Genomic DNA, 24,931 nt, shown 5'->3' on the forward strand with positions numbered 1-24,931 from the left:
TATCCCCACACCGTCTCATATCAAAAACCGCATCGCCTGATCCGCCGGGTTGGTCTCCAGCACCAACCCCTACCGCGTGACCTCGATGCCGGAGATGTTGGGGAAGTCCACGGTGGCCTTGAGCTGGATCGTCAGCTCCTTGTCCGTCACCTGCACGTTCGGCACGGGAACCACCAGCGCCCGGTTCTTCCCGCCCGCCTGGGCGTAGATGTCGAAGTTGTTCAGGACGGGCACGCCCTCCACGCTCACGTCGAACACCCGCTTGCCCGCCGCGTTCCAGTTGATCTCGGCGAAGTGCAGCTTGACCCCATAGCTGCCGTTGTCCAGGGGAAAGCGGAAGGTCATCACGCGCTGGGGAAGCGGTGTGTCGAGCGTGTTGTGGCGGTAGGTGCGGTAGAGCTGCGGGTTGTCCGTGTTCGCGATGGCGACCGTGGTGGGCGTATTGGGCTGCGCGATGGCATTGCTCGGCGTGTAGTAGGTGGCGAGCTTCTTGGCCCCCTTCTGGTCCGTGTAGTTGTAATTGTCAGCCACCCAGACATTGCCGTCGGGAGCGGTGAACGTCGGCCCGCCGACATTGACGAGCAGCGGCGCGGGTTTCATGTTCGAGAGCAGGTACATGTTGTCGTTGTAGTCGTAGTTCACCCCCGCGTAGTCCATGATCATCAGGTACGTGTTCGGGAGGGGCTGCCCGGCGCTGTCCCTCACCGGCCAGAAGCGCACGTGGTGCCCGCACGGCTCCGCGCAACCCGCGGCGAGGTCGGGACCGTGCCTGTTCTTCGTGGGGTCGCTCCACTCGGCGCCGTCCACGTTGAGGCCGAAGGTGCCGCCGGGCGTGAACGTCACCGTCGCCACGCCCGTCTCGCCCGAGGTCGGGAGGATCGCCTGCGCCCCGCTGCCCGCAACCGTGACGATGCGGTGGAGGTCCGACGCTCCCTTCGGGAACCAGGACAAGGTGGCGGGGTTGCCCTGGGTGTGGAAGGCGGCGAGCGGCGTGACGCTCACGGGCCGCGCCGGGTCGGCCTGCTGCCAGTAGGGGGAGATGACCTCGTCGCCATTCGGGGCGACCCGGCCCTGGTGGTCGAGGCCGGGAATCACCTGATAGTCGCCGACCGGTGCCCCGGGGTCTACGAAGCTGAACGTATAGCCGAAGGCCCGCCGAATCTGGTCCACGCTGGGCTCGACGTTGTTCTCCGGCAGGCGCTGCCAAAGGCCCGAGAGCTTCACGGACGGGTCGCCTCCGTCCGAGGTGACGGTCAGACTGCCCTCGTGCAGGTGGTTCGCCACGTTGCCCGGCCCCTCGGCCACGAACCGAACGGTGAGGTCCACCGAGCTGCCCGGAGGCACCGTCAGGGGTGACGAGGCACTTGGGCTGGGCGTCACCGTCCACGGCCCCACGACCGCCAAGTCCGTGATGTGCAGGTCCACCGCCCCAACGTTCTTCACCCGCAGGACTGCCCGGTCGTGGACGTGGTTACTCGGCGGGTTGACGAGCGGGCCGATCCGGTTGAACACCACGCGGTCACTCCCCGCCGCCGCCGTGAGGTTCTGGACCTCCACCCTGGGCGCCTCGGCTGGCCGCGTCGCGCTCACGGTGGCGGGTGGGGACACGGCGCCCGCGGTGTCCACGGCGACCACCTGGTAATACTGCGTGGCGCCCACCGGGGCGGAGGAGTCGGTCCACGTCGTCGCCTGGATGGGCTGCGGCGTCAGGAGTTGGAACGGGCCGCTCTCCGCCGCCGACCTGAACACCCTGTACCCGGCGAGGTCGTCCTCGGTGTTCGCGTTCCACTTCAGCGTGGTGCCGGATGGGCCGGGGGTGGCCGTGAGGCCCGTGGGAGCGGCGGGCGCGGAGTTTTGCGGGGGCGTTTCGGTGGGGGGAGTCTCGGTCGGCGGCGCACCGGACGTGGGGCCGGAGCAGGCCCCCAGCACCAGGCTCAGCCCCAGCAGGACGGCGGCACCCCGCCGCCGGGTCGTATTCCTCATCTGGCCCTCCGTGGGAGACGAAAACGCATAAGGGATCGCCGGACACTCCAGGATGGGGCGGGGGGCGTAAATCTTTCGTAACGGGGTCGGGGAGGTGATGGGAACACCGCATCTCCTTCCCCAAAAGTCCAGTGTCCTCCCAAATCCGCCGCTTGACACCTCCAGAAGGAGCTGCATAACTGGGCGTCAGGTATTCTTCAACGCCGAGGTCCAGGAGGCTTCCTCATGCCCGACCCGTCCACACTCGCCCTCTTTGTCGTCGCGGCGCTGGCGCTGCTGCTCGTGCCGGGGCCGTCGGTGCTGTACATCGTCGCGCGCAGCCTGCATCAGGGGCGGCGGGCCGGGCTCGTCTCCGCCCTCGGCGTGCAGACGGGCGGCCTGGTCCACGTCCTTGCGGCGACCGTCGGAGTCTCGGCGCTCGTCCTGTCGTCCGCGCTGCTGTTCAGCGCCGTGAAAGTCCTGGGAGCGGTGTATCTCGTGTACCTCGGCGTGCGGACGCTGCTGGCCCGGGAGGAGGTTCAGGGAGTTGACCTTCCCGCGCCCAAGCGGCTGAGCCGGGTGTTCTGGCAGGGGGCGCTGGTGAACGCCCTGAATCCCAAGACCGCCCTCTTCTTCCTGGCCTTTCTCCCGCAGTTCGTGAACCCGGGGCGCGGCCCGGTGGCCCTCCAGACGCTCACCCTCGGCGCGTTGTTCCTGCTGCTGGCCACCCTCAGCGACGGCACCTATGCCCTGCTGGCGGGAACCGTCGGGAAGAGGCTGCAAGGCAACCACACCTTCGCCCGTCGGCAGAAGTACGTGACGGGCGGCGTGTATATCGCGCTGGGGATCGGGACGGCGACCGCCGGGCACGGGTAACTGCGGGCCGGACCCCGTTACCTGGGGAGAGTCACAGACCGAAGCGCGCGTAGATATCGTCCACGTGCCGCAGATACCAGTTCAGGTCGAAGGCGGCGTCCAACTCCGACTCGGTCAGCGGATTCTCCGGGTCGGCGCGCAGCAGGTCGCGCAGGCCCTCGCCCGTCTCCCAACTCCTGAGGGCGCTCCGCTGCACGATCTCGTACGCCGCCTCGCGGCTCAGACCCTTCTCGTCGATCAGGCTGTGCAGGACGCGCTGGCTGAACACCAGGCCGCCCAGGTCGTTGAGGTTGCGCAGCATCCGCTCGGGAAAGACCACCAGGCCCCGCAGCACACCCGTCAGGCGCCGGGTGGCGTAGCTCGCCCCGCTCGTGGCGTCGGGCAGGATCACCCGCTCGGCGCTGGAGTGGCTGATGTCGCGCTCGTGCCACAGCGCCACGTTCTCCAGCCCGGTGACCAGAAAGCCGCGCAGCATCCGCGCAAAGCCCGTCACGTTCTCCGTCAGGATCGGGTTTTTCTTGTGCGGCATGGAGGAACTGCCCGTCTGCCCCACGCTGAAGGGCTCCATCGCCTCGCGCACCTCCGAACGCTGGAGGTGGCGGATTTCGACGGCGATCTTTTCCAGCGTGGTCCCCAGGATGGCGAGGGCGGCCAGGACCTCCGCGTGCCGATCCCGGGCGAGCGTCTGGTTGGTGACGGGCGCGGCCTGCCAGCCCCAGGCGGCGGCGACCTCCTCCTCGATGCGGGGCGAGACGTGCGCGTAGGTGCCCACCGACCCCGAGAGCATCACCACCCGCACCCGCTCGCGGGCCGCGTGCAGCCGCTGGAGGTCGCGGTCGAGCGTCGCCATCCAGTTCAGGAACTTCAGCCCGAAGGTCATGGGCTCGGCGTGGATGCCGTGGGTGCGCCCGACCGTGGGCGTGTGCTTGTGGGTGACCGCCTGAGTGCGGCAGACCTCGCGCAGCGCCCGCACGTCCGCCTCGATGAGGTGCAGCGCCTCGTCGAGCAGGAGGTTCTGCGCCGTGTCCACCACGTCGGTGCTCGTCAGGCCGTGGTGGATGAAGCGGGCCTCGTCGCCGTACCGCTCGGTGAGCGCCCGGGTAAAGGCCACGATGTCGTGCCGGGTGACCGCCTCGATCTGCGCGACCCGCTCGGCGAAGGCCTCGTCGAGGGGGTCGGCGGCGGCGCGGCCCGTCAGCGCCTCGAAGGCCTCCCGGGGCACCTCGCCGTGCCGCGACTGCGCCTCCATCGCGGCGAGTTCCACCCGCAGCCACGCGCGGTACTTGCTCGCCTCGCTCCACAGCGCCTTCATCTCGGGGGTCAGGTAACGGTCGATCACGGCGGGCAGCGTACCACCCGGTAGGGGCGGCGGGCTGTGTGCTTCCGGCCCCTATCCCCCCCGCACCCCCACCCACAACACCCGCGCGCCGGGCACCTTCAGCGCGTCCTGCGGCAGGTACAGGTTCCACAGGCCGTTGAAGGGCACCACGTCCGGCAGCCCGAGCGCGTGCTGGAGGGCGTTCTGGTAGGTCGAGCAGTCCAGCCCGACGTCCCGGTCGAGGAGCCCGGCGACCCGGTAGGGCGTGCCGCTGAGCCGCGCCGCCTCCGCTCGCAGGGCGGGCAACTGCTCCCCGCGCACGCCCACGTCGAGGACGATCACCACGTCGCGCGCCTCCAGCCGGGACGTGGGCACGGTCTGCACGCCGCCCCGCAGCAGGCCCCCGCCCGTGATCCCCGGGGCCTCCGTGAGCAGGCCGGGCGCGAGCTTGCGTGACAGGTGGGTGCACAGACCCCAGGGCCGCGAGAGCCGCCACTGCCTGCCGCAGATCACGAGCAGGCTGCCCTCCGGCGCGCGGGCCACCGCCACCTCCACGCTCACCAGGCGGTCACGCGGCACCACCCCATCGGCCAGCAGGCGGGAGGCCAGAACCTCGCCCCCCGCTGGCCCCGCCCGGAACTGCACCTCCCGCACCCCGCCCGGCACGCAGGAGGAGAGCGTCACGGCGAGGAGCAGGGAGGCAAGGGCGGGCCGGAGCATACGCCCATTGTGCCTCCTCCCCTCCACTAGACTCGCCCCATGATTGATCTCCAGCAGGCGCTGACGGTGGCGGTGGAGGCCGCCCGGAGCGCCGGGGCCATTCACCTCGCCCACCTGGGCCGGGACCTCCAGATTCGCAGCAAGACGACCTACAGTGACCTCGTGACCGAGGTGGACGGCGAGGCCGAGGCCGCCATCCGCGCGGTGATTGCCCGGGTCTACCCCGACCACGCCGTGCTGGGCGAGGAGGAGGGGCTGGGGGGCGGCGCGGCGGACGCCCCCTTCCGCTGGATCGTGGACCCCCTCGACGGCACGGTGAATTACGCGCACGGGTTTCCGGTCTTCTGTGCGAGTGTCGCCCTGGAGGCGCGCGGGGAGCGGGTGGTCGGCGCGGTGTTCGATCCCAACCGCCAGGAGCTGTTCACGGCGACACGCGGCGGCGGTGCCTTCCTCAACGGCCAGCCCATCCGCGTCAGCGACACGCCCGGCCTGACCACGCCCGCCCTCGTGTCCACCGGCTTCCCCTACGACGCGAGCGGGGGGCGTAACCTCGACCTCGTCGCCCGGCTGCTGCGGCTGGGCATTCCGATCCGCCGCCCCGGGGCCGCCGCGCTCGACCTGTGCAACGTGGCCTGCGGACGCATGGACGCCTACTGGGAGATCGGCCTGAGGCCCTGGGACAGTGCGGCGGGCAGCCTGATCGTGCAGGAGGCGGGCGGCACGGTGACGGACGCGGGCGGCAGGCCCGACCCCTACGGCGAGATGATCGTCGTCACCAACGGGAAGGTCCACGCGGAACTCCTCGCCCTGCTGACGGAAGGGGCGGCCTGAATGCTGCCCGGCCTGCTCGCCCTCCTCCTCGCGCTGCTGAACCTCGGCGGGCTGGCGTCCGTCTTCCTCCACCTCGGGCGTGGGGAGTGGCGCCCGGCCCTCGGCTCGCTGGCGGTCGTCGTTCTGCTTGACGTGGTCGGCTTCTGGCTGCTCCGGGAATTGCGGGAGAACGGTTAGGACGCCCCCTCCAGCGCCTCCAGCAACGCCTGTGGATCGTTGAGGACGAGGGCGCCCGTTCGCCCCAGCTCCTCCTCGCTGTCGCCGCCGCAGCGCAGCAGGGCGCAGGGCACGCCCGCCCCGTGCGCGGCCTCGGCGTCGAAGGGGGTGTCGCCGACCATCAGCGCGGCCCCGGCAGGCAGGCCCAGCTTGTCCAGCCCCACTTGCACGAGATCGGGCGCCGGCTTGCTGCTCCCGACCTCGCTGCTGCTCACCCGGTCGAGGTTCAGATCACCCAGGTTCGCCTGCTTGAGCAGGCTGTCCACGATCTCCGCCTCACCGCTCGTGGCGAGGACCACTTTCAAGCCACGGGAGCGCAACCCCTCAATCAATGCCCGGTTCCCGCGCGTGGGCCGCAATCCCGGAACGAGCGGCTTGAAGTGCTTCAGCCAGCCCTGCGTCAGCCGCTTGCCGACCTCGCTCTCGCCGTCCTCGCCCGTCAGCCGGGGAACGAGTTGGTCGCCGCCCATGCCGATCAGGGGCCGCACCTCCCCGAAGCTTCTTTCAAACCCCTCCTCGCGCAGCGCCTCCACCCAGGCGCGGGCGTGGGCGTCGTTCGAGTCGATCAGCGTGCCGTCCACGTCCAGCAGCACGCCGCGCAGGCGTTCGGGATTCAGGACGGTGGCCGGGTCGGTGGGCTGGGGGACGGTCATCCGCCCAGGCTACGCGCGTACCGCCACAGGGTCCTTGAGTCCGCCTTCACCCGCCGCACAGCCCGCCACGCCGGGCGGCACACTGCGGGTATGACGCGCCAACGCCAGGGCAGAAACGGGCAGCCGAACCCTTCACCCGCCGCTCCGCCGGGTGGAACGGTCGTCGTCACGGGGGCGGCGCGGGGCATCGGGCGGGCCATCGCGGAGCTGTACGTCGAGCGCGGGCACACCGTCCTCAGCGTGGACCTCAACCTGCCGCCCGCCCTGCGGGGCCAGGCCCGGGTGAAGGCTGACGTGGGCACCGCCGCAGGCCGCGAGCGCATCCTCCGGGCGGCCCGCGAACTCGGAAAGGTGGATGTCCTCGTGAACAACGCCGCCTTTCAGGACGCGCCCGGCGGCGTGCTGGAGGTCAGCGAGCGCGGCTGGAGCCGCACCCTGGTCGTGAACCTCACCGCGCCGCTGATGCTCACCCGCATCCTGATCGACCTCATCCCGCGCGGCGGGGCGGTCGTGAATGTCGCCAGCGTGCAGGGCCTCTTCGCCGAGCAGGGGAACGCCGCCTACAACGCCAGCAAGGGCGGGCTGGTCAACCTCACCCGCGCGGCGGCCCTCGACCTCGCCCCGCGCGGCATCCGCGTCAACGCCGTCGCCCCCGGGGCCATCGCCACGGAGGCCGTCCTCGGCGCCATCGCGTCCAGCGAGAACCCCGAGCAGACCCGCCGCGACTACGAGGACCTCCACGCCCTGCGCCGCCTGGGCGAACCGCGCGAGGTCGCGCAGACGGTCTATTTCCTGGGCAGCGCCGAGGCGAGCTTCCTGACGGGCGCCATCGTGCCGGTGGATGGGGGAATGACGGCGAGCTTCATGATGGCGGGGAGGCCGGTGTAGAGAGCGGTCAGCGATCAGCAAAAGAAGCAAAGGAAGGAGGCCGTCACGTGGGCGGCCCCTCTCTGGTGTTCTTTCTGATTGCTGACGGCTGACCGCTGCCCCCTACGCCCGCTTCCGCCCCCAGCTCAGCAGGCCCAGAATCAGCGTGAAGGCGATCAGGGCGAGAACCGGAATCGTCAGCACCGAATTCAGGTTGGCGAGCGGGCCGCCCCACACCGGCCAGTGGACATCGCAGGGCACGGCGTTGCGGGCGTTGCACACCCGCAGGGTCGGGATCACGCCCCAGTCCTCCAGATTCTGAATCAGGGCGATGACCCAGCCCACGGCGGCGAGCGGCAGGGCGTAGGCGCGGATGCCCAGGTCGCCGCGCAGGGCCGCTAGACCGAGCAGCAGCGCGAGCGGGTACATGGCGACGCGCTGAAACCAGCACAGCACGCACGGCACAAAGCCCCGCACCTCGCTGAACCACAGGCTGCCCAGGGTGGCGGCCAGCGCGACGACCCAGGCGAGGTACAGGCGATTGTCGCGGGTCACGTCGCTCTCGCCTCAGCTCCCCGAGGCGGCGTCGATGGCGGCCCCCACGGTCGCGGCGTCGTAGCTCTGCACCAGCTTGCCGTTCACATAGATGGAGGGGGTGCCGGTCACGCCCGCCTGTTCCGCCTGCCTCTCGTCGGCGTCCACAGCGGCGGCGGTCTCGTCGTTGTCGATGCAGGTGTTGAACTTCGTTTGGTCTAGGCCGTCCACGCTGCCCGCCAGTTCCTTGAGGCGCGACTTGGAGGCCCAGACCTCGTTCTCGGGCCCCTGCGCGCGGAAGAGGATGGCCTTCATGCGTTCGTAGGCGTCATTGCCACCCTGAACGAAGGCGCACTCGGCGGCCTGCGCGGCGAGCTTGCTGTCATCCACCGGAAGCTGGTTGTTCTGGGCGATGAAGGGGAAGTTGAGGGACACCAGCCGCGCCTTGCCGGTGTCGATGTACTTCGAGCGGATCTCGGGCAGGAACTCCTCCTCGAACCGCTTGCAGTTGGGGCACTTGAAGTCCTCGAACACGACGAGCGTGACGGGTGCGTTCGCCTTCCCCAGCACCGGCTGGCCGTCCAGGTTGAAGCTGACGCTCTTCCCGTCCCCGCTGGACTTTCCGCGCACCGCGAATAGGGCGAGGGCGATCAGCGCGGCGGCGATGAGGGTGCCGATCACCAGCACCGTGCGGTTCTGGTTGCTTCCCTGAAGTCTGGTCACGCCCCCAAGTGTACCGCCCGCCCCTGGGAAAGGGACGGGCGGATGACCCGGGGAGGCGCAGGGGCAGGGGCTCAGGCCCGCTGCCCCGGCTCGCCGGATGCCTGTTGAGCGGGCGTTGTCTCCTCGGTCACGGGGACGGCCGTGATAACCTCCGTGGTCGTCGTGGGGGCGCTTTCCACCGGAAGCGGGGCGACTCGCGCCGCCGCGAGTGCGGCAGATCGCGCAGCCCTTCTGCGCCTGCTGTACCGCACCGCCACCCCCACGAGCTGCCGCACGAAGCTGAAGGCCAGGCCCGCCACCATCGCGCTCAGGGCGGCGCGCTGGAAGGTCGCGGTGCCGGGCAGGGTCAGCCCCGGGTCGAGCTTCGTGCCGTAGCGCCCCACGGCGAGCAGCGGCAGCGCGAAGATCACGGCGGCAAAGGGCAGCACGAACGCGCCCCCCGAGTGCTTCACGAGCAGCAGCGCCAGCAACGCCCCCCCCACCAGCGGCAGGATCACCGGCCACTGGGTGCCGAGTTCGCCCGGGGCGAAGAAGGGCAGGCCCCCCAGCAGCACCCCGAAGTACCCGAACCACCCGCCGAACTCGTCGGCCAGGATGGTCAGCAGCACCCAGGCGAGCAGCCGCTCGGCCCAGCCGCCCCCCACCACCGGATTGCTGGGCGTCCACAGCAGGTACGCCAGCAGCGCGAGCATGGCCCAGCCCCCCAGGAGCCGCAGGACGGTCCAGAACGGGGATACTCGAACCGGGTCCGGCAGGGGACGCGCCCGCCGCCTTTGCCGGGTGGGGGAGGCCGTCCCCGTCACGCCCCGACCGCCTTCTTCGTCCGGGTCTTCTTCGTCGCCGCCGCGCCGACCATCTCGCGGTCCTCAGCCCCGGCGGGCACGATCCCCGGCACCCGGCGCAGGTACTCGCCCGTGTAGCTCGTGGGGTGCGCGGCAAGCTGCTCGGGCGTCCCGGTAGCGACGACCGTGCCGCCCCGCACGCCGCCCTCCGGCCCCAGGTCGATGATGTGGTCGGCGCACTTCATCACGTCGAGATTATGCTCGATCACGACGAGGGTGTTGCCGCCCTCGGCCAGGCGGTTCAGGACCTCCATCAGCTTCCGCACGTCCTCGAAGTGCAGGCCCGTCGTCGGCTCGTCGAGGATGTAGATCGTCTTGCCGGTCGCCCGCTTGGACAGTTCGGACGCGAGCTTGATCCGCTGCGCCTCGCCGCCGGAAAGGGTCGTGCTGGGCTGCCCGATCCGCATGTAGCCCAGGCCCACGTCGCACAGCAGGCTCATCTTCTTCTCGATACCGGGGATGTTCTCGAAGAAGGTGCGGGCGTCCTCCACGGTCAGGTCCAGCACCTCGCTGATGGTCTTGCCGTTGTACTTGACTTCCAGCGTCTCGCGGTTGTAGCGGGCGCCCTTGCAGACCTCGCACGGCACGTAGATGTCGGGCAGGAAGTTCATCTCGATCTTCATCACCCCGTCGCCCTTGCAGTGTTCGCAGCGCCCGCCCTTCACGTTGAAGGAGAAGCGGCCCGCCTGGTAGCCCCGCCGCCGCGCCTCGGGCGTCCGGGTGAAGAGGTCGCGGATCTCGGTGAACACGCCAGTGTACGTCGCCGGGTTGGAGCGCGGCGTGCGCCCGATGGGGCTCTGGTCGATCTCGATGACCTTGTCGAGGTATTCCATGCCCTCGATGCGGTCGTAGCGGCCCGGGTTCGTCTTCGCCCCGTTCAGCTCGCGGGCGAGGGTGGCGTGAACGATGTCGTGGATCAGGGTGGACTTGCCGCTGCCGCTCGGCCCGGTCACGACCGTCATCGTGCCCAGCGGAATCTCGATGTCCACGTCCCTCAGGTTGTGCTCGCGGGCACCGAAGACCTTGAGCTTCTTCCCGTTCCCGCGGCGACGGGTGGCGGGCACCTCGATCTTGAGGTCGCCGCGCAGGTACTTGCCGGTCAGGCTGTCCGGGTTCTCCCGCACCTCCTCCGGCGTGCCGACCGCCACGATCTCGCCGCCGTGGACGCCCGCCCCCGGCCCCATGTCCACGAGGTAGTCGGCCTCCAGCATGGTGTCCTCGTCGTGCTCGACGACGATCAGCGTGTTGCCCAGGTCGCGCAGGTTCTTCAGGGTGCCGATCAGCCGCCCGTTGTCCTTGGGGTGCAGGCCGATGGAGGGCTCGTCGAGGACGTACAGCACGCCCGTCAGCCCCGAGCCGACCTGGGTGGCGAGGCGGATGCGCTGCGCCTCCCCGCCGGAGAGCGTGTTCGCCGTGCGGTCGAGGCTGAGGTAGTCCAGCCCCACGTCCACCAGGAACTTCAACCGGGTGCGGATGGCCTTGAGGATGGGCGCTCCCACCGCCGCCCCGAACTCGTTCAGCGCGTACTCGTAGCGGCGGGGGGGAGCGGCCTTCGCGGTGCCGCCGAGGTGGCCTTCGAGGTGGGGCTCAATGGCCTCATGGTTGAGCGTCCCGTCCTGGAGGCCCCGGAAGAAGGCGTCCGACTCCAGCACGCTCATGCCGCTCGCCTGCGAGATGTTCAGGCCACCCACCCGCACCGCCAGGATCTCGGGCTTGTAGCGGGTGCCGCCGCAGGTCGGGCAGGGCCGGAGTTCCATCAGTTCCTCCAGCTTCTCGCGCATGAACTCCGACTCCGTGTCCGCGTAGCGCCGCTCCAGGTTCGGAATGACGCCCTCGAACTCGGTCATGAAGCGCATGGTTTCCTTCCCGCCCCGGCGGTAGACGACCTCGAAGGGCTCGCCCGGCCCCTCCAGAATCGCCTTCTTCGCCTTCTCCGGCAGGTCGCGCCACGGGGTCTTGAGGTCAAACTCCATATGCTCGGCGAGCGCCTTGAGCTTGTCCCAGTAGTAGACGCCGCCGCCCGTGCCCTTCTTGCTCCACGGGAGGATGGCGCCCTCGGCGATGCTGAGCTTCTCGTCCACCACGAGTTCGGGGGCAAACTCGTTCTTGTGCCCCAGACCCGCGCAGTCGCCGCAGGCCCCGTAGGGTGAGTTGAAGGAGAAGGAGCGGGGTTCCAACTCCTCCAGCACGCTCCCGTGTTCTGGGCAGGCGAACTTCTCGGAGTACAGCTCCTCGGCGCCGGTGTCGGGCATCAGGACCCGCAACAGGCCCTCGCCACGCCGCAGGCCGAGTTCCACACTCTCCGCGATGCGGCTGCGGTCGCTTTCCCTCAGGGTCACGCGGTCCACGACCACGTCCACGTCGTGCTTCTCGAACTTCTCCAGCTTGAGCTTCTCAGCTTCTTCGAGTTCGTAGAGGGTGCCGTCCACCCGCACGCGGGCGAAGCCCTCGCGGCGCAGGTCGCCCAACAGCTTGCGGTACTCGCCCTTGCGCCCGCGCACGACCGGGGCGAGCAGGATGGCGCGGGCGTCCGCGAACTGGCTCAGCAGCCGGTCGGTGATCTCGCTCGGCGACTGCTTCTCGATCTTGCGCCCGCAGATCGGGCAGTACGGAGTGCCGATGCGGGCGTACAGCAGGCGCAGGTAGTCGTGAATCTCGGTGACGGTGCCGACCGTGCTTCGCGGGTTGTGGCTCGTCGTCTTCTGGTCGATGGAGATGGCGGGGGAGAGGCCCTCGATGCTCTCCACGTCCGGCTTTTCCATCAGGCCGAGGAACTGCCGGGCGTAGGCGCTCAGGGACTCGACGTAGCGGCGCTGGCCCTCGGCATAGATCGTGTCGAAGGCCAGCGTGCTCTTGCCGCTGCCCGACACGCCCGTGATGACCACGAACTTGTCGCGCGGCAGCTCGACCGTCACGTTCTTGAGGTTGTGTTCCCGCGCCCCACGGACCACTAGGTTCTGGTTCTGCAAGCTCAAAGCTCCTTCGGGAAGCGGCGAGCGGTGGGAGCCGGGCGCCGCGAGAGGGGTTCTGCTCCGCGCAGAAGGAGGGGGTCCTCCTTCGCTCTGAAACAGGCCATTCTAACACCTCGGGCGGGGTTGGGGGTGACACAAAAGGCCTAGCCGCATGGCCCCATCAGGTCGGGTCGTTGCTCCTTCCCCTTGAGGGGGAAGGCTGGGACGGGGTGAACTGAGCGCCCACCAGCGCGGCTGAAAGGTATGAGCGTCGGTCTTTGGTGTGGGTCGGGTGGCCCCGCCCGCTCACCCCCTCCCCGACCCTCCCCCCTCAAAACGCTTGATGCGAAATGAGAAGTTGGGCGAAGTGGCCTTTTCGTCGGCCAGCACGAGGGCGAGCGGTGCTCGCCACCCCTCTCCCCGACCCTCTCCCGCAAGGGGAGAGGGAGAAAAAGACTTCGTGCCACACGGTGTTTCCCGTATTGCACATCAGGCGTTCAAAGGGGAGGGAGAAAAAACGCGCCGCTGAGCCTGGTCATGTGGGCGACTGCCGGACGGAGGGGGAGTGCAAATGAAAGGGGAAGCGGCCCGCGAAGGCTGCCCCCCCATCAAAGGAGTTGAAGTGTGTTTCAGGCCCCGGCGATCACCTCGAAGCTCACCGGAGCCAGCGTTCGGCCCTGCCACTCCACGGGCTGACCGGTCCAGTTCTGGACGAGCGTGACCCCGGCCCGGTGGCTGAGGCGCACACCTTCCGGCAGATCGGTCGTCGGCACCCCCGCCTCCTCCAGTACCCCGCGCAGCACGTCGCGGATCAGGGCCTCACTGTGGGCGCCGATCACCGTCACATTCCCGTGGCGGATCACGGCGGGCTCCCCGTCGAGCGGCCCTCCCCTGTACGTGTGGGTCGCCTGGGCGCCTTCCAGCCGGTAACTCTCCGCCCAGAACCGCGCCGAGTAGCCGCCGCTGACCGCGTCCTCCAGGCCGGGGCGCAGCGAGTCGTATTGACGCAGGTGGGCGCCGACGAGGCTACTCAATGGCCCGAATTGCCCCTCCGCCCACGTCTGGCCGCTCGGGGTGCGGAAGGCGGTGCGGGGGCCGCAGACGAGCCGGGTCCCCCCCTGAACCGCGTCCGCCCACCGCTGCGCCCTTTCCGGCGTCATCAGCGTGATCGCCGGGGCGACGACGACCGCGTACCCGCTCAGGTCCGCGTCCGCGCTCACCACGTCCACGTCCACGCCGAGAGAGCGCAGGGCCGAGTAATACGCCACCGTCTGCGCCCAGTAGCTCATGGAGGCGCTGTGGGGCTGCGCGTCGTACAGCCACAGGCTCTCGTAGTCGTGCAGCAGCGCGACGCGGGCGGGCACCGGGCCGACCGGGAACTGGCCCAGGTCCAGCGCGGCGACCTCCTCGTAGCCCCGGGTGGGCTGCTCGTCGTGGCCCAGCAGGCCCGAGTGCATGACCTCCTGCGCCATCGTGGCGGCCCGCCAGCGGAAGTAGCTCACCACGTCGGCGCCGTGAGCCCAGGCCTGCGCGGTCCACAGTTGGACTGCCCCAGGTGCGGGCTGCGCGTTGTAGGGCGCCCAGTTCACCGGCCCGCACTCCTGTTCCATCACCCAGGGGCCGTTCGGCGTGCCCGCGCCCTCGCGCCCGAGTCCATTCCTGCCCCCCAGCACTCCCCGGTAGAGGTCGTGGTTGAAGGCGATCAGGTCGGGGTGCCCGGTGCGCGCGTAGCGGGTCTTCACATCCTCACCCGTGCCGGACGGCGCGAAGAACTCCAGCATCCCGGTCGGGTAGTTGTCCCAGGTGGCGAAGTCCAGGCCCCGCGCCACCTCGTAGTGGTCGAAGCCCGACTCGAAGATCATGAAGTTGTGGGTGACGAAGCGCCCCGGCGACAGCTCCCGCAGGATCGCCACCTGCTCGGCCTGGAAGTCCCGGATCAGGTCCGACGAGAAGCGGTAGTAGTCGAGGATGTGGCTGGGGTTGGGTTCGGTGACAGTCAGGACGGGCGGGCGAATCTGACCCCAATCGCTGTACTCCATGCTCCAGAACACGTTGCCCCACGCCTCGTTCAGCGCGTCCAGGGTGCCGTACTTTTGCCTCAACCATTCCGGGAACGCCGCCGCGCTCGCCCCGCCGTAGGAACGCCCCGTGCCATGACAGGCGAACTCGTTGTCCGTCTGCCAGCCCACGACGGCGGGATGCTGGCCGTATCGCTCGGCCACCGCGCGGGTGATGCGCCGCGAATGTTCCCGGTACACCGGGGAGGCGAAGTCGTAGTGCCGCCGCGAGCCGAAGTCGCGCACGCGGCCCTGGGCGTCGTACGGCAGGATCTCCGGGTGGGCGCGGATCAGCCAGGCGGGGGGCGTGGCCGTGGGTGTACACATCACCACCCGCAGCCCCTCGGCGTGGTAGGCCTCCACCGCGCGGTCCAGCCAGGCCCAGTCGTACTCGCCGGGGCGCGGCTCCATGCGGCTCCAGGCGAACTCGGCCAGGCGCACGAAGGTCAGGCCCAGCTCGCGCTGCTGCCGGGCGTAGGTGGCCCAGCGGTCCGCGGGGACGTGTTCGGGGTAGTCGCAGGAGCCGAGTTGCAGGTGGGTGGAGCGTTCGGTCATCGAGAATCCTTGGAAAACGGCACGTTCAACCCTTTACGGCGCCCGTGGCGAGGCCGCCCTGCCAGTACCGCCCGAGCGTCAGGAAGGCGAGGAGCAGCGGCAGGATGGAGATGAGCGCCCCCAGCACGATCACGGTATACAGCGGTTCCTGCCCGCTGGAACTGCTCGTCTGGTTCCAGATGCTCAGCCCTAACGTGAGGGGGAACAGTTCGCTGCGGTTCACCACGACGAGCGGCAGGAAGAAATTGTTCCAGGCACCCACGAAGGCGAACAGGCCTACCGTAACCAGCCCGCCCCGCACCAGCGGCAGGCCGAGCTGCCGGAAGATCGTCCAGTCACCCGCCCCGTCGATGCGCGCCGCCTCCATCAGTTCTCTCGGAAAGCCCGCGTCCCAGAACAGGCGCATCAGGTACAGCCCGAACGGGTTCACGAGCGCGGGCAGGATCACCGCCCAGTACGTGTTCAGCAACGCCAGCTTCTGCATCATCAGGAAGAGGGGCAGCACGAGCGCGGTGCCCGGCACCATGATCGTGGCGAGGATCAGGGCGAAGAGGGCGTTCTTGCCCCGGAAGTCGTAGGCGCTGAAGGCGTACCCCGCCGCCGCGCTGACGAACATGCTGCCGATGGCCGACGCCCCCGCGTACAGGACGCTGTTCAGCAGCCAGCGCACGAAGATGCCGTCCTGGCGGGTGACGAGCGTGTGCCAGTTCTCGGCGAGGTGCCCCGGCGCCGCGAACCACAGCCCGAAGGTGGAGAACAGTTGCCCGTTGTCCTTGGAGATCGTCACGAGCACCCACCACAGCGGCAGCAGCGAGTACACGGCAAAGAGGCCCAGCGCGAGCAGTTGCAGCGCCGTGAAGCGCGGCGGGCGCAGGCGGCGGGACTGGGGCCTGGCTTGCGTGGTCTGGGAGATCGTCACAGCTCACCTCCCCGGCGGGTGAAGCGCAGGAACACGGCGCTCAGCAGGAACGTGAACACCGCGAGCAGGATGGCGAGCGTCGCCGCGTAGCTGAAGTTCCCGTCGCGGCTCGCCACGAGGTACAGGTACGTGTTCGGGGTGATGTTGTCGGGCACATACCCCAGGGGCCGCAGCACGAAGGGCTCCGCGAAAATCTGCATCGTCCCGATAATGGAGAAGATCAGGACGAGGAGCAGGCTGGGCTTGAGCAGCGGCAGCTTGATGTAGCGGGTCAGCGTCCAGCTCGACGCGCCGTCGATGCGCGCGGCCTCGTACAGGTCGCCGGGGATGTTCTGGAGGGCGGCGTAGAGCGTAATCATGTTGTAGCCCGTCCACGTCCACGTGACGATGTTGGCGATGCTCCACAGCACCACGCTGCTCGACAGGAAGTCCGTCTGGAGCCCGGTGATCTGGTTGAACGGCGAGAGGTTCTTGGAGTAGAGGTAGCCCCACAGCAGGCCCGCGATCACGCTGGGGATGGTGTAGGGCAGGTAAAAGGCGGTGCGGAAAAAGCCCTGCGCGCGGCCCTTCACCCCGTCGAGGATCAGGGCGAGCGCCGTGGCGAGCACGATCATCAGCGGGACCTGAACCAGGCCGAACTTGAGGATGTTCACCAGGCTGGCGAGGAAGTCGGTGTCCTGAAACGCCCGGACGTAGTTGGCGAGGCCGCCGAACACGTCGCGGGCCGGGCCGAACGCGCCGCGCTTCTTGATGAAGAGGCTGAGGTACCCGGCGTACACGACCGGGGCCACGTAGAACGCGGTGAAGAGCAGCAGAAAGGGGGCCAGGAACAGCCACGGGACGATGCGCGGCGCCTTCACGGGGCACCTCCTGAAACTGGGCGCATAGGGATCAACCTCGGGTGGGGAAAGAAGAAAAGGAGGAGCCGGACGCACGCGCCTCCGGCCCTCCTCTGTGGTGCTGGCGCGGGGCCTTGGCGCTCAGCGGACGGTGTACCCCTGCTTCTTGGCCTCGGCGAGGCTCTCGCGTTGCCAGGCGTCGAGGGCCTGATCGGGCGTGAGCCTGCCCCTCAGCATCAGGTCCATCTGCTTGTTGAAGTTGTCGTTCACGAAGGGGAACCACGGCGCCCACTGGAAGTTCACGTTCACGCCGCGGCTGGCGCGCGCATACACCGAGGAGATGTCCTGCCCGCCGAAGAACTTGGAGGGGTTCTTCGTCTTGTCGTGCAGCACGGGGAGGTCGAGCCCCGCCTCGCTCGCCGGGAACAGGCCGCCGTTGGTCCAGTTGTTCGAGATCGCGCTCTGCGAGAGGTTCAGCCACAGGGCGAAGAGGGTCGCGGCCTCCTTGTTCTTGCTCTGGGTGGTCACCACGTTCGAGCTGCCGCCCCAGTTGCCGCTGCGGATGGTGCCCCCCGCCGTCCACTGGGGCAGGTTCGCCGCCCGCCACTGCCCGGCGCTCTTGTCCTTCAGGCTGCCCGCGTAGCCGCCGGGACCCCAGGCCGCCTCCATGTTCGTGGCGACCTGCCCGGCCCCCGCCGCGTTCCAGTAGTCGGCGGTAAAGGCTTGCAGGGTGCCCACGTCACCCTTCTTGATCAGGCGGTACCAGTAGTTCAGCACCTTCTTGGCGCTGGGGTTGTTCAGCGTCTGCACCCAGCCGTCGCCCTCGCGGCGGAAGAACTGCCCGCCGTCCGCCCAGGCGAGCGCCATGAACCACGGGGCGAAGGTGGAGTAGAAGTTGCCGAACTTGACCTTGCCGCCGCTCTTCTGGCGAACGGTGTCGGCGGCCTTCTCGTACTCGGCCCAGGTCTTCGGCACGGCGACGCCGTACTTCTGGAGCAGGTCGGTGCGGTACACCATGGCGAAGGGGCCGGTGTCCTGCGGGATGGCGAACACGGCCTTGCCGTCGGGGCTGACCTGGCCCCAGGTCCAGGGCACGAAGTACTTCTTGTAGTTGTTCGCCCCGTACTTGCTGAGGTCCTCCAGGCCGCCCAGGTCCACGAAGGCGGGCAGGAAGCCGTACTCGATCTGCGCCACGTCGGGGGCGCCGCTGCCCGCCTGGAGCGCGGTGCGCAGCTTGGTATACGTCTGCGGCCCGCCGCCCAGGTTGGTGACCTTGACGTCGATGTTGGGGTAGGCCTTTTCGAAAGCCTGCACGGTCTTGTCCAGGCCCGGCACCCACGACCAGACTTCCAGCGTCACCTTGCCGCTGGGCGCCTTGGGAAAGGGCGGGTCGGCGGCCAGGGCGCCGGAGGCGAGGGCCAGGGTGGTCAGGGCGAGCAGCGTTTTCTTCATGGTTCCTCCGTCAGAGGTGGAGCGGGTGGCGCGTCTTGGGGTGAGGGGGTCAGCCAGGAAGCGGAGCGGCGAGCCGCGCCCGGCAGGGCCTGGGGTTCACCCGGGGGTGACGGGCAGAAACGTTCCGAGTGCCGCCCTGCCCCTCTCGCCCCGCGGGACGCCGTCCCCCTGTCCTGGCTGTCTGACTCCCGGAGTTTAACTGGCCTTTATTTGAACGGTCAATACGCGCGGGGGAGGGTGCGGGGTGGGGCGGGCAAAGCCGGGAAAAAGAGGGAAGGCGACCCGTGGGGGCCGCCTCCCGAGGGGTTGCCGGCTTTACTTGGTGGGCACCTTGATCTTGCCCGCGATGATCTGGGCCTTGGCGGCCTCGACCTTGGCGACCTGGCTGCTGGGGATCAGGGCGCGGTTGTACTGGTCAACCGCGTAGCCCACGCCGCCCTCCTTCAGGCCGAAGCGGCGCTCGCCACCCTTGAACTTGCCCTCCTTCACGTCCTTGATCAGGGCGTACACCGCGTTGTCCACCCGCTTGAGCATGGAGGTCAGGCCGTGGTTCAGCGTGGCGGGGTTCTTATCGAAGTCGCCCAGGTAGTTCTGGTTGGAGTCCACCCCGATGAAGAACATCGGGCGGGTGTTGCCCGCGCAGGCCCGCTGGTAGCTGGCGCTCTTGGTCACCTTGGCGAAGTTGTTGGAGGAGAACTTCACGCCCGACGGCAGGTTGGCGGCCTTGAGACACTGGGTTTGCTTGACGTAGTCGATCACGCCGTTGCCGCTCGCGCCCGCCGCCGCGAAGATGATGTCGGTGCCGCGCGCGCGCATGGAGGCGGCGATCTCCTTGGCCCGGCCGGGGTTGTTCCAGGCCTCGGGCGTGGTGCCCACGTACTGGGCGATCACGCGCGCCTTGGGGTTGGCGGCCTTCACGCCCGCCGTGTAGCCCGCCTCGAACTTGTGGATGAGGGGAATGTCCATGCCGCCCACGAAGCCCACCACGCCCGTGCTGGTGTTCAGGCCCGCCAGGTAGCCCACCAGGTAGCTGCCCTGCTCCTCGTTGAAGACCAGGCTGGCGACGTTCTTGGCCGGTGACACGTCGTCCACCAGGCCGAAGTACAGGTCGGGGTTCTCCTTGGCGACCTGGGTGATCGAGGCGTTGTTGGCAAAGCCCACCCCGATGGTCAGGTCAAAGCCCTCGTTGGCGAAGGAGCGGATGCCCTGCACCGTCTGGCTGGGGTCGCTGGGCTCGAAGTCCTTGGTCTGCACGCCCAGGGTCCGCTTGGCCCGCTGGCTGCCCTCGTAGGCGCTCTGGTTGAAGCTCTTGTCGAACTTGCCGCCCGCGTCAAAGGCCATGCCGACGCGAATGGTGCCCTGCGCGGCGGCGAGGGTGGCGGCGGCGGTCACGGCAGTGGCGAGGGCGAACGTCAGGAATTTCTGCATGTGTCTTCCTCCGGTGGAGTGGTGTTCTGAAGGGGGGGGCACGAAAACCCAGAACAGAGTATACGGAAATCCGCCCGTGTCTAGACCCGGTCCAACATGACGGGGCGCTGACGTGGATGAGAAGGGTCCCCATCAGGCGCCCGGCCTTTCTTCATCCATTCTTGTCCCCTGGTCGGCCTTCGTCGGATGTCCGCCCGTCCCGCCGGAAAGGCCGATGCTACGCTGCCGCCATGAGTCAGCCCGCCCCCGAGGTTCAGGTTACCCTCGACCGGTACCAGGCCCTGCGCGCCGAGGTCGAGTACCACGCCCGCGCCTACCACGAGCGGGACGCGCCGGAAATCCCCGACGACGTGTACGACCGGATGGTGCGCGACCTGCGGGCCATCGAGGAGGCGCACCCGGAGTGGGTGGGGGAGGACACGCCCACCCAGGCGGTCGGCGGCGCCCCCAGTTCCACCTTCCAGCCCGTGAACCATCCCACCCCCATGACCAGCCTCGACAACGTGTTCGACGACGAGGAACTGGCGGGGTGGCAGGAGAAGCTGGCCCGCGCGCTGAACCTCCCCCCCGACTACGACGGCTTCACGTACACGGGGGAACTCAAGATCGACGGCCTGAGCGTCAACCTGTACTACGTGGACGGGGTGCTCCAGTGGGCCGCCACGCGCGGCAATGGCGTGACCGGTGAGATGGTGACCGAGCAGGTTTTGACTGTTCCCGGCATTCCCCGCGAGTTGCCGGGGCTCACGGGCGAGCTGGAGGTGCGCGGCGAGGTGTACATGAGCCGGGCGGAATTCGCCGCCTACAACGCCCGCGCCGAGGAACTGGGCCTGCCGCTGCTGAAAAACCCCCGCAACGGCGCTGCGGGGGCGCTGCGCCAGAAGGACCCGGAGGTGACCCGGACGCGCAACCTGAGGGCCCTCTTCTATGCCCTGGGCAAGCGGGAAGGCGTTCCCGTCCGCTCCCAGGCCGAGGTGCTGGCGTGGCTGGAGGGACAGGGCTTCCCCGTCAGCCGCTACAGCGAGAAGGTGACCGGGCTGGAGGCCGCCGCCGACTACCACCGCCGCATGACCGCTCAGCGCGCCAGCTTCGAGTTCGACGCGGACGGGACGGTCCTCAAGCTCGACCCCCTGAACCTCCAGGCCGAGGCGGGCTTCACCAGCCGCGCCCCCCGCTGGGCCATCGCCTACAAGTTCCCGGTGGAGGAGGTCGAGACGGTGCTGGAGAGCATCACGATCAACGTGGGCCGCACCGGGAAACTCGCGCCGCTCGCGCACCTCTCGCCCCGGCTGATCGAGGGGAGCACGGTCAGCAAGGCCACCCTGCACAACGAGGATTACATCCGGGACATGGACCTGCGGATCGGGGACACGGTGGTGGTCCGCAAGTCGGGCGGCGTGATTCCCCAGATTATGCGCGTGGTGCTGGAGAAGCGGCCCGAGGGTGCCCAGCCCTACGCCTTCCCCACCCACTGCCCCGAGTGCGGCCACGAGGCGGTGCGGGCGGAGGGGGACGCGAACACCTACTGCCCCAACCCGGCCTGCCCCGCCCAGAGTTTCGAGCGCCTGCGTTACTTCGTTTCGCGCGGCGCGATGGATGTGCGCGGCATCGGGGAGAAGCTGATCGAGCAGCTCCTCGCCGTGGGCCTCGTGAAGGACGCCGCCGACCTCTACATCCTGAACGCGGAACAACTCGCGGCCCTGGAGCGCAGCGGTGAGAAGAAGGCGTCGAACATCCTCGCGCAATTGGAGGCGAGCAAGACGCGGCCCCTGTGGAGACTCATCAACGCGCTGGGGATCAGCCATGTCGGGGAACGGAATGCCCAGGCGCTCGCCCGCGCCTTCGGCACCCTCGACGCCCTGCTCGCCGCTACCCCCGAGCAGATCGAGGATGTGCCCGGGATGGGCGGCATTCTGGCCCAGAGCGTGACCGCCGCCCTGGCCGATGAGAACATGCGTGACCTGATCCGCCGCCTGCGCGAGTACGGCCTGAACCCGGTGGAGGAGACGGCCCCGCGCGGCGACGCCCTCGCCGGGCTGAGCTTCGTCCTGACTGGCTCCCTCTCCCGCCCCCGCGAGGAGGTCAAGGCGCAGCTCGAGGCGGCTGGAGGTCGAGTCACCGGCAGCGTGACCAAAAAGACCAGCTACCTCGTGGCGGGCGAGGAGGCGGGCAGCAAGCTCGACCGTGCCCGCGAATTGGGGATCGCGGTGCTGGACGAGGCGGGGCTCGCGGCGCTCCTGGCAGAGCGGGGAGTGGTGGGTGGGTAGTGGTGAGTGGGGGCGTCGGCCCCGGCCCTTCGCTTCGGCTGCGCCTTTTCCACTTCCTACTGACCACTGACCACTCACGGCGAAGCCCCACCCCGCTACACTGTGCGCGACTGCCGGGCCGCCATTCAGAGCGGCCCGCCCGGAGGCGAACAGCAATGGACGTAGAGATCAGCAAGAGTGTCCTGACGGACATCGCCGCCACGACGCTGGAGGGCATTGAGGGCATCGAGGTCGCGCACGCGGCGCTCAAGGTCGGTGAGGTGCTGCGCCAGCAGGGCGGCGCCCGCCGCCCCCGCGCCCTGAGGGTCACGCGCGAGGGCCAGACCGTCAGCATCGACGTGGGCCTGAACGTGGAGTATGGGCGCAACCTCGTCGGTCTGGCCCACCAGGCGCAGCGCTCGGTGTGCGAGAACGTGGAACTCATGACCGGCCTGAAGGTGAAGGCCGTGAACGTGACCGTGCTGGGCGTGACCCTGCCCAAGGGGGCCTCCGCTTGACCCGCAGGAGAGAACGGGGCCAGCAGCCCGTCGGCACCCGCCGCGCCGCCCGCGAGTTCGCCTTTCGCGTCCTGTTCGAAGCCGAACGGGGCGCCCTGCCCCTGGACGCCGTGTTCACCCGCGCCGAGGGGGCCATGCGCGAGGGCGACGACACCTTTCCGCCGCTGAACGAGGAGGCGCTGGCCTTCGCCCGCCAGCTTGTGGACGGCTTGAGCCAGCATCGCCCCGACGTGGACGCGACCCTGAAGCGCACCATCCGGGGCTGGGACTTCGAGCAGATGGCCCAGACCGACCTGAACGTGCTGCGCCTCGCCACCTTTGAACTGATGTATACGCCCGAGCCCCACCCCCCGGTCATCGAGAGCGCCGTGCGCATCGCCCGCAAGTTCGGCGGCGAGGAGTCGGGCCGCTTCGTGAACGGCGTGCTGGGCGGGCTGAGCCGCAGCCTGGGCAAGGACACCCGCGCCGCCGAGGACAGGGCCGGGGAGTGACCGCCCGCCCCCTCCCCGGCGCCCCCGCCGCCGAGGCGCTGCTCGCCGAAACCGCCGCCCGCGCCGCCCGCCTCCCCAACCCGCCGCATCTGGTGATGGTCCGGCTGGGCGAGGACCCCGCCAGCGTGAGCTACGTGCGCGGCAAGGACCGCAAGGCGCGCGAGGTCGGGCTGAGCAGCACCGTCCACGCCCTGCCTGAGACGACCAGCCAGGCGGAACTGCTGGACCTCATCGCCCGGTTAAATGCCGACGACGCGGTGAACGGCATCCTCGTCCAGCTTCCCCTCCCCGCCCACGTGAGTGAGCAGGCGGTGCTGCACGCCATCGACCCGCGCAAGGACGTGGACGGCTTTCACCCCCTGAATGTGGGAGAGCTGTGGGCTGGGCGCCCCGCCCTGAGACCCTGCACGCCCGCCGGAATCCTGTACCTGCTGGACCATTACGGCCTTGCTATCGCCGGGCAGCGGGCGGTCGTCGTGGGCCGCAGCCATATTGTGGGGCGGCCCCTGGCGGCGCTTCTGCTGGAGCGCGACGCGACGGTGACCATCGCCCACAGCCGCACCCGCGACCTGGGGGCCGTGACGCGCGAGGCTGACCTCCTGCTCGTCGCGGTGGGGCGAGCCCACCTGATCACGCCCGAGATGGTGAAGCCCGGCGCGACCGTGATCGACGTGGGCATCAACCGCGTGCCCGGTGAGGGGGGCGGCAAGGCGCACCTGACGGGGGATGTTCACCCGGACGTGGCGGAGGTCGCGGGAGCGCTGACTCCCGTGCCGGGTGGCGTCGGCCCCATGACCATCGCGCAGCTTCTCGCCAACACCGCCTCGGCGGCCGAGATGCAGGCGAGCCGTCTCCTCTCGCGCTAGACTCCCCGCCAGCGTGACGACCCCCCTCGAAGACCTTCTCGGGAACCGCTGGCTGTGGACGGCCATCCTGGCCTCGACCGGCGCGCAGGTGCTCAAAGTCCTGCTGATCCTGCTGCTCGAACGCCGCTGGCGCCCCGCCGCCTTCATGGAGACGGGCGGGATGCCCAGCAGCCACTCGGCGATGGTGGCCGCCCTGACCACCGGCGTGGCGCTGGAGTTCGGCCTGGGCAGCCCCCTCTTCGCCGCCAGCGCCGTCTTCACCCTCATCGTGATGTACGACGCGACGGGCGTGCGCCACTCCAGCGGCATGCAGGCCCGGCTCCTGAACGAACTCGTCGAGGAGCTGCGCGCCGTCGTCCGCGAGGGCTTCGCGCCCCTGCCCCTCCGGGTGCTGCTGGGCCACACCTACCTGGAGGTGTTGGTGGGCACCCTGATCGGCATCGGAATGGCGTTCGTGGCCTTCCGGGTGCTGTGAGGGCCGGGCGATGACTGCCGAGCCGCTGCGCGTGATTATTGGCGCCGGGGAGCAACGCTGGGAGGGCTGGGTTCCTACTGGGCGCGGGGACCTCGACCTCCTGGATCGCGCGACCTGGGTGAGATGGTTCGGTGACCGCCGGGCCGACGCCCTGCTGTGCGAGCATGTGTGGGAACACCTGACCGAGGAGGAAGGCCGCGCCGCCGCCCGCCTGTGCTTCGAGTTCCTGAAGCCCGGCGGCTTCCTGCGCTGCGCCGTTCCCGACGCCAACTTCCCCGACCCCGAGTACCAGCGCACGGTGCGGGTGGGCGGCCCCGGCGCGGCGGATCATCCCGCCGCCGACCACAAGATTGTTTACGATCACCGCCGGTTTTCAGCCGTGTTCACAAGCGCGGGCTTCGAGGTCGAACTCCTCGAATACTGCGACGACAGCGGCAGATTTCACTCCCACGGGTGGGACGTGGCGACGGGTCCCATCTACCGTTCCCTCCTCCTCGACCACCGCAACAGGGGCGGGCGCCTCGGCTTCGTCTCCCTGATTCTCGACGCGAGAAAGCCCATCAGCGCGGGTTGATTCAAAACCCACACGCCA

The 24,931-nt window shown here is 69.3% G+C and carries 23 protein-coding genes; 10 read left to right on the plus strand and 13 right to left on the minus strand.

All coding sequences use genetic code 11. From position 1 onward, the window contains the following. Positions 1 to 69 precede the first annotated feature (69 nt). Entirely contained in the window at positions 70 to 1,983 is a 1,914-nt protein-coding gene (locus DAERI_RS02675; RefSeq protein ID WP_235610200.1) for a malectin, read from the minus strand. Between the two features lie 225 nt (positions 1,984 to 2,208). Here DAERI_RS02675 and DAERI_RS02680 point away from each other — a divergent pair, with 225 nt between their 5' ends. Then, on the plus strand, positions 2,209 to 2,838 hold the full coding sequence (locus DAERI_RS02680; RefSeq protein WP_103127904.1) for a LysE family translocator: 630 nt from the start codon (positions 2,209 to 2,211) through the stop codon (positions 2,836 to 2,838). 31 nt (positions 2,839 to 2,869) lie between these two features. Here DAERI_RS02680 and purB read toward each other — a convergent pair whose 3' ends face one another. Together purB and DAERI_RS02690 are read right to left on the minus strand one after the other, a co-directional pair. Next, positions 2,870 to 4,177 (minus strand): adenylosuccinate lyase, encoded by a 1,308-nt coding sequence (gene purB / locus DAERI_RS02685; protein ID WP_103127905.1) that lies wholly within the window; start codon positions 4,175 to 4,177, stop codon positions 2,870 to 2,872. A 51-nt stretch (positions 4,178 to 4,228) separates the two neighbouring features. Continuing rightward, positions 4,229 to 4,876: a hypothetical protein gene (locus tag DAERI_RS02690; RefSeq protein ID WP_103127906.1), complete on the minus strand. Its 648-nt coding sequence runs from the start codon at positions 4,874 to 4,876 to the stop codon at positions 4,229 to 4,231. 39 nt (positions 4,877 to 4,915) lie between these two features. Here DAERI_RS02690 and DAERI_RS02695 point away from each other — a divergent pair, with 39 nt between their 5' ends. Both DAERI_RS02695 and DAERI_RS22200 read left to right on the plus strand, forming a co-directional pair. Beyond that, positions 4,916 to 5,707: an inositol monophosphatase family protein gene (locus DAERI_RS02695; protein ID WP_103127907.1), complete on the plus strand. Its 792-nt coding sequence runs from the start codon at positions 4,916 to 4,918 to the stop codon at positions 5,705 to 5,707. Continuing rightward, on the plus strand, positions 5,708 to 5,884 hold the full coding sequence (locus tag DAERI_RS22200) for a hypothetical protein (protein ID WP_165794038.1): 177 nt from the start codon (positions 5,708 to 5,710) through the stop codon (positions 5,882 to 5,884). Here DAERI_RS22200 and DAERI_RS02700 read toward each other — a convergent pair. Beyond that, entirely contained in the window at positions 5,881 to 6,576 is a 696-nt protein-coding gene (locus DAERI_RS02700) for an HAD family hydrolase (RefSeq protein ID WP_103127908.1), read from the minus strand. The two genes, DAERI_RS22200 and DAERI_RS02700, sit on opposite strands and share 4 nt — an antisense overlap. 90 nt (positions 6,577 to 6,666) lie before the next feature. On the opposite strand from DAERI_RS02700, the gene DAERI_RS02705 reads away from it, so the two are divergent. Then, positions 6,667 to 7,464 carry an SDR family NAD(P)-dependent oxidoreductase gene (locus DAERI_RS02705; RefSeq protein WP_103127909.1) on the plus strand — a complete coding sequence of 266 codons (798 nt, stop codon included), beginning with the start codon at positions 6,667 to 6,669 and terminating at the stop codon, positions 7,462 to 7,464. A 102-nt stretch (positions 7,465 to 7,566) separates the two neighbouring features. On the opposite strand, the gene DAERI_RS02710 is transcribed toward DAERI_RS02705, so the two are convergent. From DAERI_RS02710 to DAERI_RS02750, 9 genes are all read right to left on the minus strand, one after another. Then, the gene (locus DAERI_RS02710; protein WP_103127910.1) at positions 7,567 to 7,998 is read right to left on the minus strand and encodes a disulfide bond formation protein B; all 432 of its coding nucleotides are present in this window, start codon (positions 7,996 to 7,998) and stop codon (positions 7,567 to 7,569) included. 12 nt (positions 7,999 to 8,010) lie between these two features. Further along, entirely contained in the window at positions 8,011 to 8,700 is a 690-nt protein-coding gene (locus DAERI_RS02715; protein WP_103127911.1) for a DsbA family protein, read from the minus strand. A 71-nt stretch (positions 8,701 to 8,771) separates the two neighbouring features. Next, on the minus strand, positions 8,772 to 9,503 hold the full coding sequence (locus DAERI_RS02720; RefSeq protein ID WP_235610202.1) for a hypothetical protein: 732 nt from the start codon (positions 9,501 to 9,503) through the stop codon (positions 8,772 to 8,774). Then, positions 9,500 to 12,517 (minus strand): excinuclease ABC subunit UvrA, encoded by a 3,018-nt coding sequence (gene uvrA / locus DAERI_RS02725; protein ID WP_439952245.1) that lies wholly within the window; start codon positions 12,515 to 12,517, stop codon positions 9,500 to 9,502. Before uvrA ends, DAERI_RS02720 begins: the two co-directional genes overlap by 4 nt. 605 nt (positions 12,518 to 13,122) lie before the next feature. After that, entirely contained in the window at positions 13,123 to 15,105 is a 1,983-nt protein-coding gene (locus tag DAERI_RS02730) for a beta-galactosidase (RefSeq protein WP_103127913.1), read from the minus strand. 25 nt (positions 15,106 to 15,130) lie between these two features. Beyond that, on the minus strand, positions 15,131 to 16,024 hold the full coding sequence (locus tag DAERI_RS02735) for a carbohydrate ABC transporter permease (protein WP_103127914.1): 894 nt from the start codon (positions 16,022 to 16,024) through the stop codon (positions 15,131 to 15,133). Then, positions 16,021 to 16,884 carry a carbohydrate ABC transporter permease gene (locus DAERI_RS02740; RefSeq protein ID WP_103127915.1) on the minus strand — a complete coding sequence of 288 codons (864 nt, stop codon included), beginning with the start codon at positions 16,882 to 16,884 and terminating at the stop codon, positions 16,021 to 16,023. Before DAERI_RS02740 ends, DAERI_RS02735 begins: the two co-directional genes overlap by 4 nt. A 120-nt stretch (positions 16,885 to 17,004) precedes the next feature. Beyond that, positions 17,005 to 18,315, minus strand: coding sequence for an ABC transporter substrate-binding protein (locus DAERI_RS02745; RefSeq protein WP_103127916.1), 1,311 nt, complete (start codon positions 18,313 to 18,315; stop codon positions 17,005 to 17,007). 315 nt (positions 18,316 to 18,630) lie between these two features. Beyond that, positions 18,631 to 19,743, minus strand: coding sequence for a BMP family lipoprotein (locus DAERI_RS02750; RefSeq protein ID WP_103127917.1), 1,113 nt, complete (start codon positions 19,741 to 19,743; stop codon positions 18,631 to 18,633). 230 nt (positions 19,744 to 19,973) lie between these two features. Here DAERI_RS02750 and ligA point away from each other — a divergent pair, with 230 nt between their 5' ends. The 6 genes from ligA to DAERI_RS02780 all read left to right on the plus strand — a co-directional run bounded on the left by ligA (position 19,974) and on the right by DAERI_RS02780 (position 24,913). Then, a complete protein-coding gene (gene ligA / locus DAERI_RS02755; RefSeq protein WP_103127918.1) occupies positions 19,974 to 22,010 on the plus strand; it encodes an NAD-dependent DNA ligase LigA in 2,037 nt (678 codons plus the stop codon). A gap of 155 nt (positions 22,011 to 22,165) precedes the next feature. Next, positions 22,166 to 22,507, plus strand: a complete 342-nt coding sequence (locus DAERI_RS02760; protein WP_103127919.1) for an Asp23/Gls24 family envelope stress response protein — start codon at positions 22,166 to 22,168, stop codon at positions 22,505 to 22,507. Further along, positions 22,504 to 22,998 carry a transcription antitermination factor NusB gene (nusB, locus tag DAERI_RS02765; RefSeq protein ID WP_103127920.1) on the plus strand — a complete coding sequence of 165 codons (495 nt, stop codon included), beginning with the start codon at positions 22,504 to 22,506 and terminating at the stop codon, positions 22,996 to 22,998. The genes DAERI_RS02760 and nusB overlap by 4 nt, the downstream gene beginning before the upstream one ends. Then, on the plus strand, positions 22,995 to 23,864 hold the full coding sequence (locus DAERI_RS02770; protein ID WP_103127921.1) for a bifunctional 5,10-methylenetetrahydrofolate dehydrogenase/5,10-methenyltetrahydrofolate cyclohydrolase: 870 nt from the start codon (positions 22,995 to 22,997) through the stop codon (positions 23,862 to 23,864). The genes nusB and DAERI_RS02770 overlap by 4 nt, the downstream gene beginning before the upstream one ends. A 13-nt stretch (positions 23,865 to 23,877) precedes the next feature. Continuing rightward, entirely contained in the window at positions 23,878 to 24,339 is a 462-nt protein-coding gene (locus tag DAERI_RS02775; protein WP_103127922.1) for a divergent PAP2 family protein, read from the plus strand. A gap of 10 nt (positions 24,340 to 24,349) precedes the next feature. Further along, the gene (locus DAERI_RS02780) at positions 24,350 to 24,913 is read left to right on the plus strand and encodes a class I SAM-dependent methyltransferase (protein WP_103127923.1); all 564 of its coding nucleotides are present in this window, start codon (positions 24,350 to 24,352) and stop codon (positions 24,911 to 24,913) included. The last annotated feature ends 18 nt before the right edge of the window (positions 24,914 to 24,931 follow it).

The sequence above is a fragment of the Deinococcus aerius genome (assembly GCF_002897375.1).
Lineage (GTDB): Bacteria > Deinococcota > Deinococci > Deinococcales > Deinococcaceae > Deinococcus > Deinococcus aerius.